The 14960-nt window shown below is 61.8% G+C and carries 10 protein-coding genes; 6 read left to right on the top strand and 4 right to left on the bottom strand.

What is annotated here, in order from left to right; translation table 11 throughout:
- The coding region (locus QM659_RS10825; protein ID WP_415188437.1) for a COR domain-containing protein at positions 1-2740 on the top strand (2740 nt) is incomplete at its 5' end.
- Between the two features lie 769 nt (positions 2741-3509).
- Here QM659_RS10825 and QM659_RS10820 read toward each other — a convergent pair.
- Positions 3510-4631 carry an AAA family ATPase gene (locus QM659_RS10820; protein ID WP_415188436.1) on the bottom strand — a complete coding sequence of 374 codons (1122 nt, stop codon included), beginning with the start codon at positions 4629-4631 and terminating at the stop codon, positions 3510-3512.
- A 744-nt stretch (positions 4632-5375) separates the two neighbouring features.
- On the opposite strand from QM659_RS10820, the gene recQ reads away from it, so the two are divergent.
- On the top strand, positions 5376-7208 hold the full coding sequence (gene recQ, locus QM659_RS10815) for a DNA helicase RecQ (RefSeq protein WP_415188435.1): 1833 nt from the start codon (positions 5376-5378) through the stop codon (positions 7206-7208).
- A gap of 250 nt (positions 7209-7458) precedes the next feature.
- On the opposite strand, the gene QM659_RS10810 is transcribed toward recQ, so the two are convergent.
- Positions 7459-8334 (bottom strand): S-methyl-5'-thioadenosine phosphorylase, encoded by an 876-nt coding sequence (locus QM659_RS10810; RefSeq protein WP_415188434.1) that lies wholly within the window; start codon positions 8332-8334, stop codon positions 7459-7461.
- A 60-nt stretch (positions 8335-8394) separates the two neighbouring features.
- Entirely contained in the window at positions 8395-8982 is a 588-nt protein-coding gene (locus tag QM659_RS10805) for a hypothetical protein (RefSeq protein ID WP_415188433.1), read from the bottom strand.
- A gap of 82 nt (positions 8983-9064) precedes the next feature.
- On the opposite strand from QM659_RS10805, the gene QM659_RS10800 reads away from it, so the two are divergent.
- Positions 9065-9889 carry an undecaprenyl-diphosphate phosphatase gene (locus tag QM659_RS10800; protein ID WP_415188432.1) on the top strand — a complete coding sequence of 275 codons (825 nt, stop codon included), beginning with the start codon at positions 9065-9067 and terminating at the stop codon, positions 9887-9889.
- 382 nt (positions 9890-10271) lie between these two features.
- A complete protein-coding gene (ribA, locus tag QM659_RS10795) occupies positions 10272-11423 on the top strand; it encodes a GTP cyclohydrolase II RibA (protein ID WP_415188431.1) in 1152 nt (383 codons plus the stop codon).
- A gap of 95 nt (positions 11424-11518) precedes the next feature.
- On the opposite strand, the gene QM659_RS10790 is transcribed toward ribA, so the two are convergent.
- Positions 11519-12586, bottom strand: coding sequence for a glycosyltransferase (locus QM659_RS10790; RefSeq protein WP_415188430.1), 1068 nt, complete (start codon positions 12584-12586; stop codon positions 11519-11521).
- A 304-nt stretch (positions 12587-12890) separates the two neighbouring features.
- Between QM659_RS10790 and leuB the strand changes: the two genes are divergently transcribed.
- Positions 12891-13997 (top strand): 3-isopropylmalate dehydrogenase, encoded by a 1107-nt coding sequence (gene leuB / locus QM659_RS10785; protein WP_415188429.1) that lies wholly within the window; start codon positions 12891-12893, stop codon positions 13995-13997.
- Positions 13998-14105: 108 nt separating this feature from the next.
- On the top strand, positions 14106-14900 hold the full coding sequence (locus QM659_RS10780; RefSeq protein ID WP_303482520.1) for a hypothetical protein: 795 nt from the start codon (positions 14106-14108) through the stop codon (positions 14898-14900).
- Positions 14901-14960: the final 60 nt, after the last annotated feature.

Raw genomic sequence — 14960 nt, 5'->3', positions numbered from 1 at the left:
CAACAACCAGCTCGTCAGCCTGCCCGACGCCATCGGCCGGCTCACCGCCTTGCAGACGCTTTCGCTCGACAACAACCAGCTCGTCAGCCTGCCCGACGCCATCGGCCGGCTCACCGCCTTGCAGACGCTTTCGCTCGACAACAACCAGCTCGTCAGCCTGCCCGACGTCATCGGCCGGCTCACCGCCTTGCAGTGGCTTTCGCTCGACAACAACCCGCTCGTCAGCCTGCCCCTTTGTCTTGCAGACCTTGACTTGCGTGGCAAAGACACTCAAGGAAGGCCGCGCTTCACCGTGGCGGGTAATCCGTTACCGTCCCTGCCCAGCGGCCTCGCCGCCGATGGCGATGCCGTGCTGGATTTTCTCAACGGTTTGGCGGAAGGCCCGATACCGTGCAACGAGGTGAAGACGGTGTTGGTTGGCGAAGGCAAAGCCGGCAAGACTTCTCTGCTGCACCGACTAACCGACAACGAGTTTATTCCAGACCGGCCGGAAACCCTTGGCCTCGAAATCGGCTGCTATGACCTCGAACCACCGGATGGCGGTGGCCACACGCTGCATCTGAACGTCTGGGATTTCGGTGGGCAGGAAGATTACCGCAGCACTCAGCAATTCTTCTTTACCGCGCAAGCCCTGTATGTGTTCCTCTGGAACCGCCGCTTCAACGTCGACGCCAGCAATGTGAGGCGTTGGCTGAGCCTTGTGAACAAGCGAGCGGGAAACGTCAAAGTCTTGATGATCGCCACCCACTGCTTCGAAGGCGGCAAATCCTGGCCGCATCTGTTCAAGCAGCAGGATATAGCGCGCCTCGACAGAGCTTTTCCCGAGATGCTCTTGCCGGGCATTCTCGAAATCGACAGCGCCGATCCCCCTTACCACATAGAGGACTTGAAGGCGCGCCTCTATGCCGAAGCCAATGACGTGCATGGGCGTTACAACGTCGAACTGCCCAGCAAATGGGTTGAAGCTCGAAACAAGGTGCTCGCCCGCAAGACAACCCATATCGACTTCGCGGATTTCGAGGCCGATTGCGCCGCTTGCGGGGTGAATGGCGGCGCCGTTCGCAGTCTGCTCGGTATGCTTGCACGCCAAGGGCGGCTTGTGAATTATGGCGGCGATCCGAAGTTGCGGGACATTGTCGTGCTGGATGCCGAGTGGCTGATGAAGGCGTTCGCCGCTGTCCGGCGCGATCGCTGCGAAGCGCCAGAAGCGATTGCGACGTTGCCAGACGCTGAGCGCCCGGCGCGCAACCGGGCCGGCTTTTTGCATCGCGACCGGCTTGCGCATATCTGGAAGGGCTATCCGCGGGACAAGCACGATCTTCTGCTGCGGCTCATGATCCGGCATGGGCTGAGCTATGCGATCACCGACGACGAGTGGTTCATCCCCGAGTTGGCGCCAAGCGATCAGCCAGACCTGCCTTGGGACGATCTAAACGGCGATCACAATCGCAGCGCGGACCAATTCTCGCATCGTCCGCTGGTGCAATATTGCCAATTCGGTACCGAATATGACGACGAGCACGATCTCGATATCATTCCGGGGCTTATCGCCGTCATAACGCAGCGTTCAAACTACTACTTCGTTAGGCGCGAATGGTTCTGGCAGGAGGGGCTGTTTCTCCGCGACCCAATCGACGGGACGGAGGCTTTGATCACGCTTCCCAGAGCGAGGTTGCTTCGGATCGAGACGCGCGGTCGCTACCATGGCGACCTGATGAGCAAGATGCGCGCCGTGATCGAGGAGGTGATCCGCGAGCGCTGGGCCGCCGCACGCAATTCGGACAAGGGTTTGTACACGTTTTTGGTGCCGTGCCCCGAGGATGGCTGCGACGAGCGGCACAAAGTGAACACGCTTCGCAGGATCGAAGACGATAAGGGCGCAAGCGCGGAGGCAATGTGCGCGGAGGGGCACGAGCACAGCGTATCCCAGATGCTGCGGGGCGTCCGGCCGCCCAAGGCGCCGGAATGGGCCGACAAGCTTGGCCGCGAGATCAACGACGGGTTTGAAAAGCTGGATCGCAAGTTGAATATTCTCGATCAGGTTCAGCAGGAGCTTGGCGGGCTGCTGGAGAACAACGCCGACGTTAAGCAATGTCTCAATTTTCTTATTGCCGCGACAACCGCGCCGCGCCCGCCGCGCCTCTATCACCTTCAGCCGCTCGATTTCGACCTGGACGATCCGAAACCCATATTGGGAGCCGCGTTGCGCCCGTCGGTCGTTCGCATGACCGTTTGGTGCGAATGGGAGCACCGGCCCGTGCCGGAGGCGTATGTCGACATTCCAGTCGACACCAAGCTAGGCGGGTATCTTAGACGCAACGGCAAGGCACTTCTTAAGACGGTTACGGCCGCAATTGCGGTGAAAGCGGAGGCGGCTGGGTTTCAGCTGGCGGCGGGCGCGAAACTGAATGAGTTGCTTGAGTTCATGCATGGCCTAGTGAAATTCACGCCCAGCGACACGGACATGCACCGGGCGCTGAGGGAAAGAGCCGTGGAGCAAGGCGCCGATATGCTCGTCATGCGGCATGAGGCAGTGGACGAAACCGATGCAGAGTTCGCGGACTTGCTACGCGGCGCCGCCGAGAAGGGTGGGATGGTGCAGAAGCTGCTTCAGGATGGGCATTGGCGCTGGGTGTCCAAGGAGGCGGCGCTTCGTCTTGATCCCGCCGAACCAAGGTTATCGTTGAGCGCGCCGCCGGTTATTGCAATCGGGGAGAAAAAGGAGGACACGGCGCCTTAACGAAACGTCTATTTCATGTGGAGCCGCGTTTAGAGTAAGCGCCGTCAAAGGTGGGATTGTCTTGGGATCTCCAAGGAGACGGCATCAGGTTCCAAAGCTGCTTTGCCGCAGGTGCGTACGCGAAAATAGGTGCGTCGCACTGCTCTGCTCGAATGCGCTTCAGCAAAGTCGATGGAGGTTCGCCGTTTGGGGCCGAGCCACAAGTTTGCCTTCGGTTTGCCGAGGCCGGGCCGCTGGCTCGGCGCGCGACGGAAATCATGGTGCAAAGCCTCGGCTGGGAGCACGCAAACCGTGATCGCAACTTCCCTCGGCAACGCCGCCGACCTGCGCGGCGTGGTTTGGAGACGCTGCTGCGGGAGATGCAGGGCGGCGATGGGGCGAGGGAGGGAGCCGGCGTCAGCGGGCGGCCGAACGGCGGGCCGGCGATGGCGTGACGTTCTACTGCCCCCGCAACAGATGCACCCACGCTGACCGCGCCACCGCGCAGGGGGTTGTTCTCGCGCTTGTTCGGGCCGTGGCGCGCGCCCGCCACGTGCGCTTGAGGGTGACGGGGCCGCGCAAGGATTTCAAACTCGCGCGTTATGACCTTCGAAGGCGTCTCAGAAGGGGCGCGTTCGAGCGCGCCCCTGTCCGATGTTCCCGGATTGTTTAAGGCGCTTTGCCTTGTTCATACCTATCCCCTTAGTAAAGGGGATAAATAATCGAACAATAGACAATAATGCCTCGATATTTCAATTTTTTAGCGTTGTTCATGCCCTGAACAAAGCCATCATGCGGCAAGCGGCAATGCCACGCGCGCGAGGGGTTCGAAACGCGCCTTCTTTCCTTCGCCGGTCTTGCGGACATACCCTTCGTTCGCGAGGCGTCCGAGGGCATTTGAGACGCTGCCAGGTGCGAGGCCAACACGGACGGCAATCTCGCGGAGATTGCGATAGTTCGGGTTACCGACGAGTTCAGAATAGACCTTCATGTCATTGGACACATTGCTGGGTTTCGCCGTTGCTGCCGTTTCGTCCAAATCGACAACATATGTCGACGAGCGAGCAAGGTAGACCGTCCGCCGCTTGTAGCCCAGCACGAGGCTGGGGTCATCGTCGCGCGTTTTGACGATACTCAGCACTTTGCCATCTGCGTAAAGGCAAGCGTCGCATAGCGCGTAAAGCGAACCATGTCCGCGAGGAAGTCTCTTCGGGCCGTCCTTTTTATTGCCGAGTGCGGGGTGATGTAGAGCGAGCACCGAAGCGTCAAGGCTGCTCGAAAGCCGGCCCAGCCCGGCGAGGATCGCGCCCATCCCTTCCGGCGTGTTCTCGGGCGTGCCGAGGCTCATGCTCGACAAGGTGTCGACAATGACAAGACCCGCCCGCTTGCCGTACCGCCCACGGAGCGCGCTGGCGCATGAATACGCCGCATCGACGACGCTACCGACGTTACGAACAAGATCGAAATGCCCGTGCAGGAAGGCCGCTTGCATTTGCCCTCTGCGCTCCGTCTCGAACCGCCGACGCACGGCCGTTACCCGGTTCATGAACTTGTCTCGGCTGCCTTCGCCGACGAGATAGACGACAGGCGTCTGCGACACCTCAAGCCCAAGAAAGGGAAAACCAGAAGATACGCACGCAGCCATCTCAATGGCAATGCCACTTTTTCCAGTCTGACTTTCGCCGACTAAAAGCGACAGCGGGCTTTCCGGCAGTAGACCTTTGATCAATCCTTGGCTCTGCATGCAGTTTTCCTCCGCCATTTCGAACATAACCGGCTCGCAAGCGCTTGCAGCAGTGTCATCCGAATGATAAATTCTTACTGCCACGTCAGAAGGATTAGCAAGACTTCGACCGTCGCCATCGGTCGAGGCCTTTTCTTTTAGTGTGCCCATCGGCTCACGCTCCGTCATCGCCCTCTCGGGCGTGTGATGAGTTCCATACTCTAATTGGGTGTCATCCGCCGTCGCTCGCTCATGCGACGACCGGGCAAGCCGTAAATTTCATTTATTCGGTTGCTTTGTTCAACCTTCCAAGTGACAAAAACAAAAATGGTGTGAACGCGAGCAAAAAGGGGCGCGGATCGCCGCGCCCGGTTTCAGTTTTGGTATTTGGGTTTCACTTCTTCTTGCACCGCCATGCATCATACTGCACGATTGGGGCCTAATGCACGGGTTAGCACGTTGTTTTCATTGAAGTTTATTCGTACTCCCGGGATCGCCATTGAATACAATACCTTAAGCACCGGTTTCGCAGCGCTTGCATTCCGCAGGAAGGCCGGTACGGAACGCAAACAAGCTGTGATCACAAAACATGAGGCTTCTCCCCGACGCCTCGCCGTAAAATGCCCAGACGAGACCGTCTGCGAACGACGTGCGAACGTTCTAGTGGAGCGAATTTGACATTTGAATCCCGGTGGCTGCGAGCTCTCGCTCAAATGTCAAATTCAAAAGCTCCACGAGAATCATGATGTTGCTAGTGGTCCTTTCGATTCCGACATTTGCTCGCAAGCGTGCTGCAAACGGATGCAAATGTCGGAAACGGACCACTAGGAAGTCGCTGAAGTCTTTGCGCCTGAAGGCGAACACCCGGGGGAGCGCAAGGCCCTTGCCAACCAATCCTTTCCAAGCCGCGCCAAGTCCGTGTAAATCGCGGACATGGGTGATTTGAACAGAGCGCGGGACTGCCTGCGCAAGACCTTCGGGTTCGCGGATTTCCGGGCTGGCCAGGATGATGTCATCAGCGCCGTCCTGAATGGTAGCGATGTCCTCGCCGTGATGCCGACAGGCGGCGGCAAGTCGCTCTGCTATCAGTTGCCCGCCTTGATGAGAGAAGGACTGACCGTCGTCGTCTCGCCGCTCATTGCGCTGATGCGCAATCAGGTTGCGCAATTGCAGGCCTACGGGATTGCGGCGGGCGCTCTCAATTCTTCAAACAGCCGCGAAGAAACCGCCTCTCTCATCGATGCCATCGCAAATCGCCGCTTGCGCCTGCTTTACGTCTCTCCCGAAAGACTGGCGCTCGGCGATACGAAAGCGATGCTCCAGCGAGCGGGGGTCAGCCTCCTTGCCATCGACGAGGCTCATTGCGTTTCCCAGTGGGGCCATGACTTCCGACCCGATTATCTCAATCTGGGAGAAGTGGCGGCGGCGCTGACCGGCGTTCAAATTCTTGCGCTCACGGCGACGGCCGACACCGCCACGCGCGCCGACATCCTGAGCCGTCTTTTCGTGCGTGAGCCCGCGGTCTTCGTCCACGGCTTCGACAGGCCGAACCTGCGCCTTGCCATGCGCGCGAAGAGCGACGCTCGCCGTCAGCTGACGGAGTTCATTGCCGACCACACAGGCGAAAGCGGCATCGTCTATTGCAGCGCGAGAAGGCAAACCGAGGATCTGGCGGCGTTCCTGAGCGGGAAAGGCATCCCGGCGCTCGCCTACCATGCCGGCATGGATAGCGCGGCACGATCGCAGACCCAGGACCGGTTCCTGCAGGAAGACGGCCTTGTCATGGTGGCGACTGTTGCCTTCGGGATGGGCATTGACAAGCCGGATGTCCGCTTCGTCGCCCATGCCAATCTGCCCAAATCGATAGAGGCTTATTATCAGGAGATCGGGCGCGCGGGACGCGACGGCCTGGCCGCCTCCACGCTGACGCTCTACGGCCTCGACGACATGCGCCTCCGCCGCCAGCAGATCGAGGATAGCGAGGCGCCGGACGAGCAGAAGCGCGTCGAACGCCGAAGGCTCGATGCACTTGTCGCGCTATGCGAGGCCCCGCGTTGCCGACGGCAGACGCTCCTCGCCTATTTCGGCGAGAGCGCCGAACCTTGCGGCAATTGCGACCTGTGCATCGAGGGTGTCGAACTCGTGGACGGCACGATCCTCGCGCAAAAGGCGCTTTCCGCGATTGCGCGCACGGGCGAACGGTTCGGAACGGAGCATCTGATCGCTCTGCTGCGCGGCCAGCAGACGGATCGCATCACACAACTCGGCCATCATGATTTGCCGACATTCGGGGTCGGCAGCGATATCGGTGCATCGGCATGGCGGGCGATTTTTCGCCAGCTTTACGCAGGCGGCGTCATCAATCTCGATGTTGCCGGATATGGCTCCTGGACCATCACCGCGCATGGGCGGGATGTCTTGCGCGGCAAGGCTGCGGTCGAACTCAGGAAAGAAGCGCTCGTGGAGCGGGGACAGAAATCGCCTTCCCGCTCTGGTTCGGCGGCGGGCGGAAACGCCGTTGCCTTGTCGGCCTCTGACACAAGCTTGCTCGAAGCCTTGAAAGCGATACGACGTACGCTTGCGACGGACAAGCAGGTGCCCGCTTATGTGATATTCCCCGATAAAACCCTGCTCGACATGGTGCACCTTAAGCCTCAGACGCGCGATCAGATGGCGATGGTGCATGGCGTAGGCGCCGCCAAGCTCGACCAGTATGGCGACGCGTTTCTCGCCGTCGTCACGGATCATCTGGCCCGGGTGCGATAAGTGTGGCTTTCGCTGGGGCGCCACATGATCGGCGCTTCGGATTCCTGCCTGGAGCGCGTCGGGAAAGTGTGAAGCGGCTTCCGACAAGACGCGCGACAAGACAAGATTAAGTGCGCTTCCGATCCGATCAAAAGCGGATACGCTTAAGCAACGATCCGCTCGAACCGGCGTTCGCGTTTGCCGATCCTGCATGCGCGCCAAGCCGCAAGCGGCCCGGCGCGCCCGATAGAGTTGGGTCCAAGGTGACGTGCTACCGGTTGAGCACGCGCCCCGCGACAGCGTCGAGCTTCGCAAGCAGTGCCGGATCGCGTGCATCTCGCGACGTGACGATGGCATGTTCGAGCGCGCGGTCGGAGCCGATGGGGCAAGGTTCGTGCTCGCGCGGGAAGTCGGCGGCGAGACGCGCAACGAGACGGCTCGCCTTCTCGGAATTGTCCTTCATGATGCGGATGATCGCCGTCATGTCGACGTCTTCGTGCTCTTCGTGCCAGCAGTCGAAGTCGGTCACCATGGCGATGGTGGCATAGCAAAGCTCGGCCTCGCGGGCGAGTTTCGCTTCCGGCATGTTGGTCATGCCGATGACGCTGCATCCCCACGCCTTGTACATGTAGGACTCGGCGCGCGTCGAGAATTGCGGGCCTTCCATCACGAGATAGGTGCCGCCGCGCGTGTGGGCTATGCCTTCGGCCTTGGCCGCCGCTTCGATATGATCCGCAAGGCGCGGGCTCACGGGATCGGCCATTGGCACATGCGCAACGCAGCCCTCGCCGAAGAAAGACTTTTCACGGGCGAAGGTGCGGTCGATGAACTGGTCCACCAGCACAAAATGTCCGGGCGGCAGTTCCTCCTTGAAAGACCCGCAGGCCGAAACCGAAATGAGATCGGTCACGCCGATGCGCTTCAGCACGTCGATGTTGGCGCGGTAGTTGATGGACGAGGGCGACTGAACATGACCGGCGCCATGGCGCGGCAGAAATGCGACCGAAAGGCCGCCGATCTCGCCGAGATGCACGTCGGAGGACGGCTCGCCCCACGGCGACGGCACCTTCACCTTGCGCTTGTTTTCCAGTCCCGGCAGATCGTAAAGCCCAGATCCGCCTATGATGCCAAGAAACGACTTCGTCATGTCCCGCTCCAGCCGCGCCAAAATTCAAGTTCGCGCATCTTCAAAGCTGAAGCCGGGTTGTCAAGCCAATAGCTCGATATAATAAAGGGCGAAAACCCAGCGCGCCTCCTCTTCCTCCGTCCTCCTGGTGCCAGCCGGAAGTTCCCGCACGAGATAGATCGGACCGAAACCGCCGAGGTCGAAGGCGTTGCCGTCCGCTTCGAGCGCAAGAACCCAGCGCTCGGAATAGACCGTGTCGAGAGAGAGTTCTGCCGCGAAACCGTCGAGCGCGGAGAGGCGCGCCGTCTTCGCCTCGACGGGAGGCAAGGCGGTCGCCAGAACATCATGGAGCAGCGGGCCCTTGTAGACATGGGCAATGCCGGCTTCGTCGAGGCTCGTTACGATGACTTGCGAAAACTGGAGGAGATCGCCGTAGGAAAAGGCGCGCGCCTCCTTGAAGTCGATGTTGTTGCTGTAAAACAGGCGGTCGCGCTTCTGCTCCAAAGGCGGGCGGTTCGGCGCGCCGACGAGGCCGCCGACCGTGAGGACCACGAGCCCCGCGGGCGCGGCGGGCGCTGCGACGGCGCTCCGCCCTTGCGTGGCGAATGCCGCTGCACCGCCCGCGAGTGCGGCCATGGTGCCCCGCCGGGTGAAATTCCTTGCGAACATGCGTGTTCTCCTGTCCATCGGGGTTGCGCCACCGACGCCGCGCGCCTAAACCGCTTCGCGGTGGGACAAGCGGGGCCACAAGGTGGATATTTATATTCAAGCGGCAGTGCTAGGTGTCATAGAGGGGCTGACCGAGTTTCTGCCCGTCTCCTCAACAGGCCATCTGATCGTCTTCGGCGATCTTCTCGGCTTCAAGGGGCCTCCCGGCAAGACCTTCGAGGTGATGATACAGCTTGGCGCCATACTCGCGCTGATCATCCTCTACTTCCGAAAGCTTTTCGGCACCTTGTTCGGCCTCCCGACTGACCCGGCCGCGCGACGATTTGCGCTTTCGATCCTCGTCGCTTTCTTGCCCGCGCTGGTGCTCGGGGCAACTCTTCACGGCTTCATCAAATCCGTGCTCTTCTCGCCGGTCGTCGTGGCGGTCGCGCTCATCGTCGGCGGAATTGTCATCCTCATCGCCGAGGAAACGCAAAAGCGCGTGCTCTACAAGGAGGCCGACAATGTCCCGCTCAAGACGAGTTTTCTCGTCGGCTGCGGGCAGGCGCTTGCGCTCGTTCCAGGCGTGTCGCGCTCCGGCGCGACCATTATCGCCGGTCTGCTGCTCGGCCTTGAGCGGCGCGCGGCGGCGGAATTTTCGTTCTTCCTGTCGATCCCGACCATGGCGGGCGCCTTCGTCTACGACGCTTTCAAGAACCGGCACGAGCTTTCAACCGGCGATGCCGGGGTGATCGCCGTGGGCTTCATCGCGGCCTTTATCGCGGCCATACTGGTGGTCAAGCCGTTCCTTGCCATCGTGACGCGGATCGGCTTCGCGCCCTTCGCGTATTACCGCATCGCGTTCGGCACCTTCATTCTCGCGGTTATCTACGCGTTCAACGCGTGGCCCACCGGCGGCACAGCGTAAAGGTTGCGTAAACCGCGCTCATAAAAAATGCGTGACGCGGCATGGCAAAGCTTCCAAAGCGAGGCAATGCCGCTTATGTAATACTGTTGCATGAGACAAAACAGATCAGCCCGCGCTTGCGCTCTTCCGTGCAGCCGATGTGCCGCTTTCGGCGCCGAGACAGGCGCTCGCGTCGGGACGCTTGCGCTTTTCGGTCGGAAGGGCGACCTTTACCGAAGGGCACGCCGATCGAAATCGTGCGTCGGATCTTGCGCGCGGCATTCGGCGCAGGGTTCCCATTCACCATCATACGCCTCCGCACTTGCGCGTGAGGCTTGGTTTGCTTCCGTTCGGGATGCGCGGCATTGCGTCTGCGGATTCGACGGCTTGGACAGGATAGGCCATGGAAAGCGCTAATCCCCCTTCTCCTTTTGGCGACGCCCGGCAGATTGCCGTCGAACGCGCGATAGCGGAGTTTCGCGCGGCGCGCCCCGTGGTGGTCCGGTCGGGAAGCGGCGCCATCGTTGCGTTTCCGGTGGATGGCGCAACCGAAGCCGCGCTGGCGTTCCTGCAGCGAGGCGACGGCAAGCCGCGTGTCATCGTGCCGGGCGAAAAGATCCTGTCGGCGGGCAAGTGGATCAGGCCCGTTGCGGCGCTCAGGCTCGAGCCCTTCACAATGGAGGCGCTTGATGCGTATTTCGGCCACGATGAGCGCGTGACGGCTGCGGCGAACGAGAGTTTTCGCGCCGCCGACCGTGCCGAGGTGGCCGCGCTTGCGCTGGCGAACCTCGCGCTTCTCCTGCCCGCTGTGCTCGTCGCTGACGCGAGCGCGAATGCGCGGGACGCGTTTTCGCTCCTGGCCGTCGACGCTGAAGATATCTTTGGTTTCCGCGACCGCGAGGCGAAGGCGCTCAAGATCGTTTCGCGTGCGTTTGTGCCGCTTGAAGGCGCCGGAAGCTGCGAGTTCGTCGTGTTTCGCGGCGGCGACGGGTTTCGCGATCAGATTGCCATCCTTGTCGGCAATCCCACGCCGGGCAAGCCCGTGTCGGTGCGCATTCATTCCGCCTGCCTCACGGGCGATCTGTTCGGCAGTCTAAAATGCGACTGCGGCGAGCAGCTGCGCGGCACGGTGCGCGCGATGGCCGAACAGGGCGGAGGCGCGGTGCTCTACCTCGATCAGGAAGGGCGCGGCAACGGCATCGCGAACAAGATCCGCGCCTACCGGCTACAGGATCAGGGGTTCGACACCTACGATGCCGACGAGCTTCTGGGCTTTGGGCAGGATCAGCGCCGCTTCGATTTCGCTGCGGACATGCTGAGGCTGCTGGGCTTCACGTCCGTGCGGCTGATGACGAACAACCCGCTCAAGATCAAGGCGCTGCGCGATGGCGGGCTCGATGTCTTGTCGACGCACCGCGTCCTGACACGGCCGACGGCGCACAATGTGAAGTATCTCGCTGCGAAGCGCGACAAGGCCGGGCACCTGCTCGGCGACGCGGGGCTCGACACGTTCGAGGGCGGCGAACATCCTCTTTCCCCGGCGCGGCTTCCCTGAGCATTTCGAGCGAAACAGATATCGTCTCGCTCGAAGAGCGTCCGCCCGGAGCTGGCAGGCCAATCCGATTTTCCTGATCGAGCATTCGGACGAGTTTACGCAGCCACGCGTTTTCCGACGACGCCCCTCGCCAGGAGTTCGTCGAACAGCGCGCGATACTGCGCCATGATGGTGGCTTCGGAATAGGTCGTCATGGCCTCTTCCTTGCCCGCCGCAGCCAGCCGAGCCGCGAAATCGCGGTCTCCGAGCACCTCGCGGAACGCAGCGGCCATCGCGGCCGGGTCTTCGTTCGGCACCAGCAGCCCCGTCTCGCCGTGGCGGATGAGATGTTCCGGCCCCGGTGAGCGCACCGCCACCACCGGCAGCCGGTGCGACCAGCCTTCCAGCACGACATTACCGAACACCTCGAAACGCGAGGCGCACACGAAGATGTCCGCCGCCGCAAGGAACGGATGCACATTGTCCTGCCAGCCAAGGAAGCGGATGCGGTCATTCAACTGAAGCTCGGCCGCAAGCGCGCGAAGCTCCGCCTCGAAGCGGCCCGCGCCCGCCATCCAGAGATACGCGCCCGGCACCTCCGCCAGCGCGCGGACGACGAGATCCGGCCCCTTCTCGTGCTCCATGCGGCCGGTCCATACGATCAGCGGCGCGTCGTCCGGCGTATCGTAGTCGGAGCGGCGCGCCTTGTTCACGCCGAGTTCCAGTTCAGGTACGAAATTCGGGATGTAAAAGATGCGATCGTCGCTCCAGCCGCCGCTGCGGAAATAATCGAGGCACCCCGGTGTGTTGCCGATGAGGTAGTCGCAGCGCGCGTAGTCCTCCAACGCATAATACCCGCCGAGGCGGGCGACATGCACCCAAGGCCCGCGGGGCGTGCGCTTGGTCGCGCGTTCGAGATGCGTCAGCACGAGGTTTGCGCGGGCCTGTTTCAGGATGCGCGGATATCGGATCGGGGTGACGAGATCGAGCGCCCCGCCGAAGGGCAGGCTGTGAATTTTCACATTCGTCTTGCCGAGTTCAGCTTCGGTCCAGCCGCCGCGCTTGACGAGCACGCCATGCTGCACGCCATCGGCCTCCATGGCTTCGACAAGGCGCATCGTGAAGCGCTGAGCGCCTCCCTTGTGGCGACTGCCGATAGCCTGCACGAGCCGGAGGGGCTCCATTTTGCTGCGTTGCCAGAACTGCATCGTTCCCCGCACGCGCCTAAGGGTGCGCGTCGAGTAAAATCTGCTCTAAAAGCGGCGAATGCAATTAAAAGCAGCAGTTTTCGGGTGTAAACATCTGTTGATTGCAAGGCTCGCGCAAGTCAGGCTTCAAACGGGGGATCGAACGCGAAGTCGCCTCATCCCGTCACCACAAAATTGTGCAGAGCGGAGACGGAAAGCGTGATTCGCGCCACAGTGTGTGATTTAACCACCATGAGACTGGTCAGCCACGGCTGGCGGTATGACATAGCGTGTTTGGTACATGACAAAGAAAAAACTGCTTCTTCTGCCCGGCGACGGGATCGGCCCCGAAGTGATGGCCGAAGTCGAACGGGTTCTCGCGTGGCTCAACGAGAGCGGGCGTGCACAATTCGAATATGAGACGGATCTGGTCGGCGGCTGCGCGTATGACGCGCATGGCGAGGCCATTTCCGATGCCGCGATGGACAAGGCGCATGCGGCAGACGCCGTGATCCTCGGCGCGGTCGGCGGCCCGAAATGGGCGAACGTGCCCTATGCCCAGCGCCCGGAGGCTGGCCTTCTCCGCCTCCGCAAGGACATGAAGCTGTTCGCCAATCTCCGTCCCGCGATCTGCTATCCTGCGCTGACCGAGGCGTCGAGCCTGAAGCGCGAGGTGGTCGAGGGGCTCGACCTCATGATCGTGCGCGAGCTGACGGGCGGCGTCTATTTCGGCGAGCCGAAGGAAATCGTCACACTGGAAAACGGCGAGCGTCGCGCAGTGGACTCGCAGCTCTATTACGAGCACGAGATCGAGCGCATCGCGCGCGTCGCCTTCGATCTGGCGCGGGCGCGCGGCAAGCGGCTCGCTTCGGTCGAGAAGCACAACGTGATGCGCACGGGCGTGCTCTGGAAGTCCGTCGTGACCCGCGTTCACGAAGACTACAAGGATATCGAGCTGACGCACGTTCTCGCGGACAATTGCGCGATGCAGCTTGTGAAGTGGCCGAAGCAGTTCGACACGATCGTGACCGATAACCTCTTCGGCGACGTTCTGTCCGACCTCGCGGCGATGTCGACCGGTTCGCTCGGCATGCTTCCTTCCGCCTCGCTCGGCGCGAAGGACGCGAGCGGCAGGCGCCCGGCGCTTTACGAGCCGGTGCATGGCTCCGCGCCCGACATCGCGGGCAAGGGCGTCGCCAACCCCATCGCCACGATCGGAAGCCTTGGCATGGCGTTGCGCTATTCCTTCGACCTCGGCAAGGAGGCGGACCTCCTCGATGCGGCCATCGCTGGCGTGCTCGCGAAGGGGCTTCGCACCCCGGACATCATGCAGGACGGCAAGACGAAGATCGGGACGGCGGAAATGGGCGAGGCCATCGTCGGCGAACTGAAGCGGCTTTCGGCGTAGCGCTGATCGGCGCGCATCCGTCTCGACGGGCGGAACCGTCTTACACTGCGGAGGTTCGCGCCTTTCGGCGCGGACCGCTTCCATGGGCAGCGGGAAGGAGATGAGGTGATGGCGGATCACTTCAGTCTTATCGGTTTCAAGGCGGCTTCGGCCGAAGATCTGTCGGCGCTCGTCAGCAGCCTCCTTGAACAAGGCGGCGACAAGGAGCCTTGCCCCGTCGGCTATTATCACAGGCTGAGGCTTCCCGTTGGGCCCGAACTCTGGGTTCACATGCAGAAGGCGGCCGAGAACGATCCCGATCCTTATATCGCCGTTGGCATCACGCCGTTTTTCGAGGGCGAAGGGCGCACGCCCATTCGCGTTCGCGCTTTGCGGCAGCGCCCGGACGACAATCTGTTCGAGGGGGCGTTCTATGTGGAACTCGGGCCGACCATCGCGCTGATCGACGTGGTCGATTTCGCTCGCTTTGCCGGGAAGCGCGTGCCGTTCATGGCCATCGCGCAGATCGTTGCCTTCCCTCACGAACTGGCCGTTTACGAAAACGAAGCCGCCTTCGAGGCCACGCAGGCCGACAAGGACGTGAAATTCACGCCGCGCTCGTTCCTCGCAAGCGGCCTTTTCACCGGCGGCGGCGATAGCGAGATCGTGTTCCTTGACCCGGAGGCGGAAGACTTCCGCGCCCCCGCTCGCGCCTTCCTGACGGGCGAGGTGCAGAAGACGGAACGCCGCCAGAACCCCGTTACCGGCCAGGAATTCACCTGGGCCGTGATAGGGACGGCGGGCGGCACCTTCGACCTCGTCGCCGACGACGCCATCCTCCGGCAGCCTCTCGAACCCGGCATGATCGTCGAGGGAGAATTTTGGTTGTGCGGGCGCCTGATCGAGATCTTCGGCGCGGCTTGATTCGCCTCACAAATTAGCAAACCACTTCTTTTGTGTATGCGCGGGTGTACATTACACAAG

It is taken from the genome of Rhodomicrobium sp. (assembly GCF_047605405.1).
Lineage (GTDB): Bacteria > Pseudomonadota > Alphaproteobacteria > Rhizobiales > Rhodomicrobiaceae > Rhodomicrobium > Rhodomicrobium lacus.
This window is presented reverse-complemented; position numbering and strand designations above follow the sequence as displayed.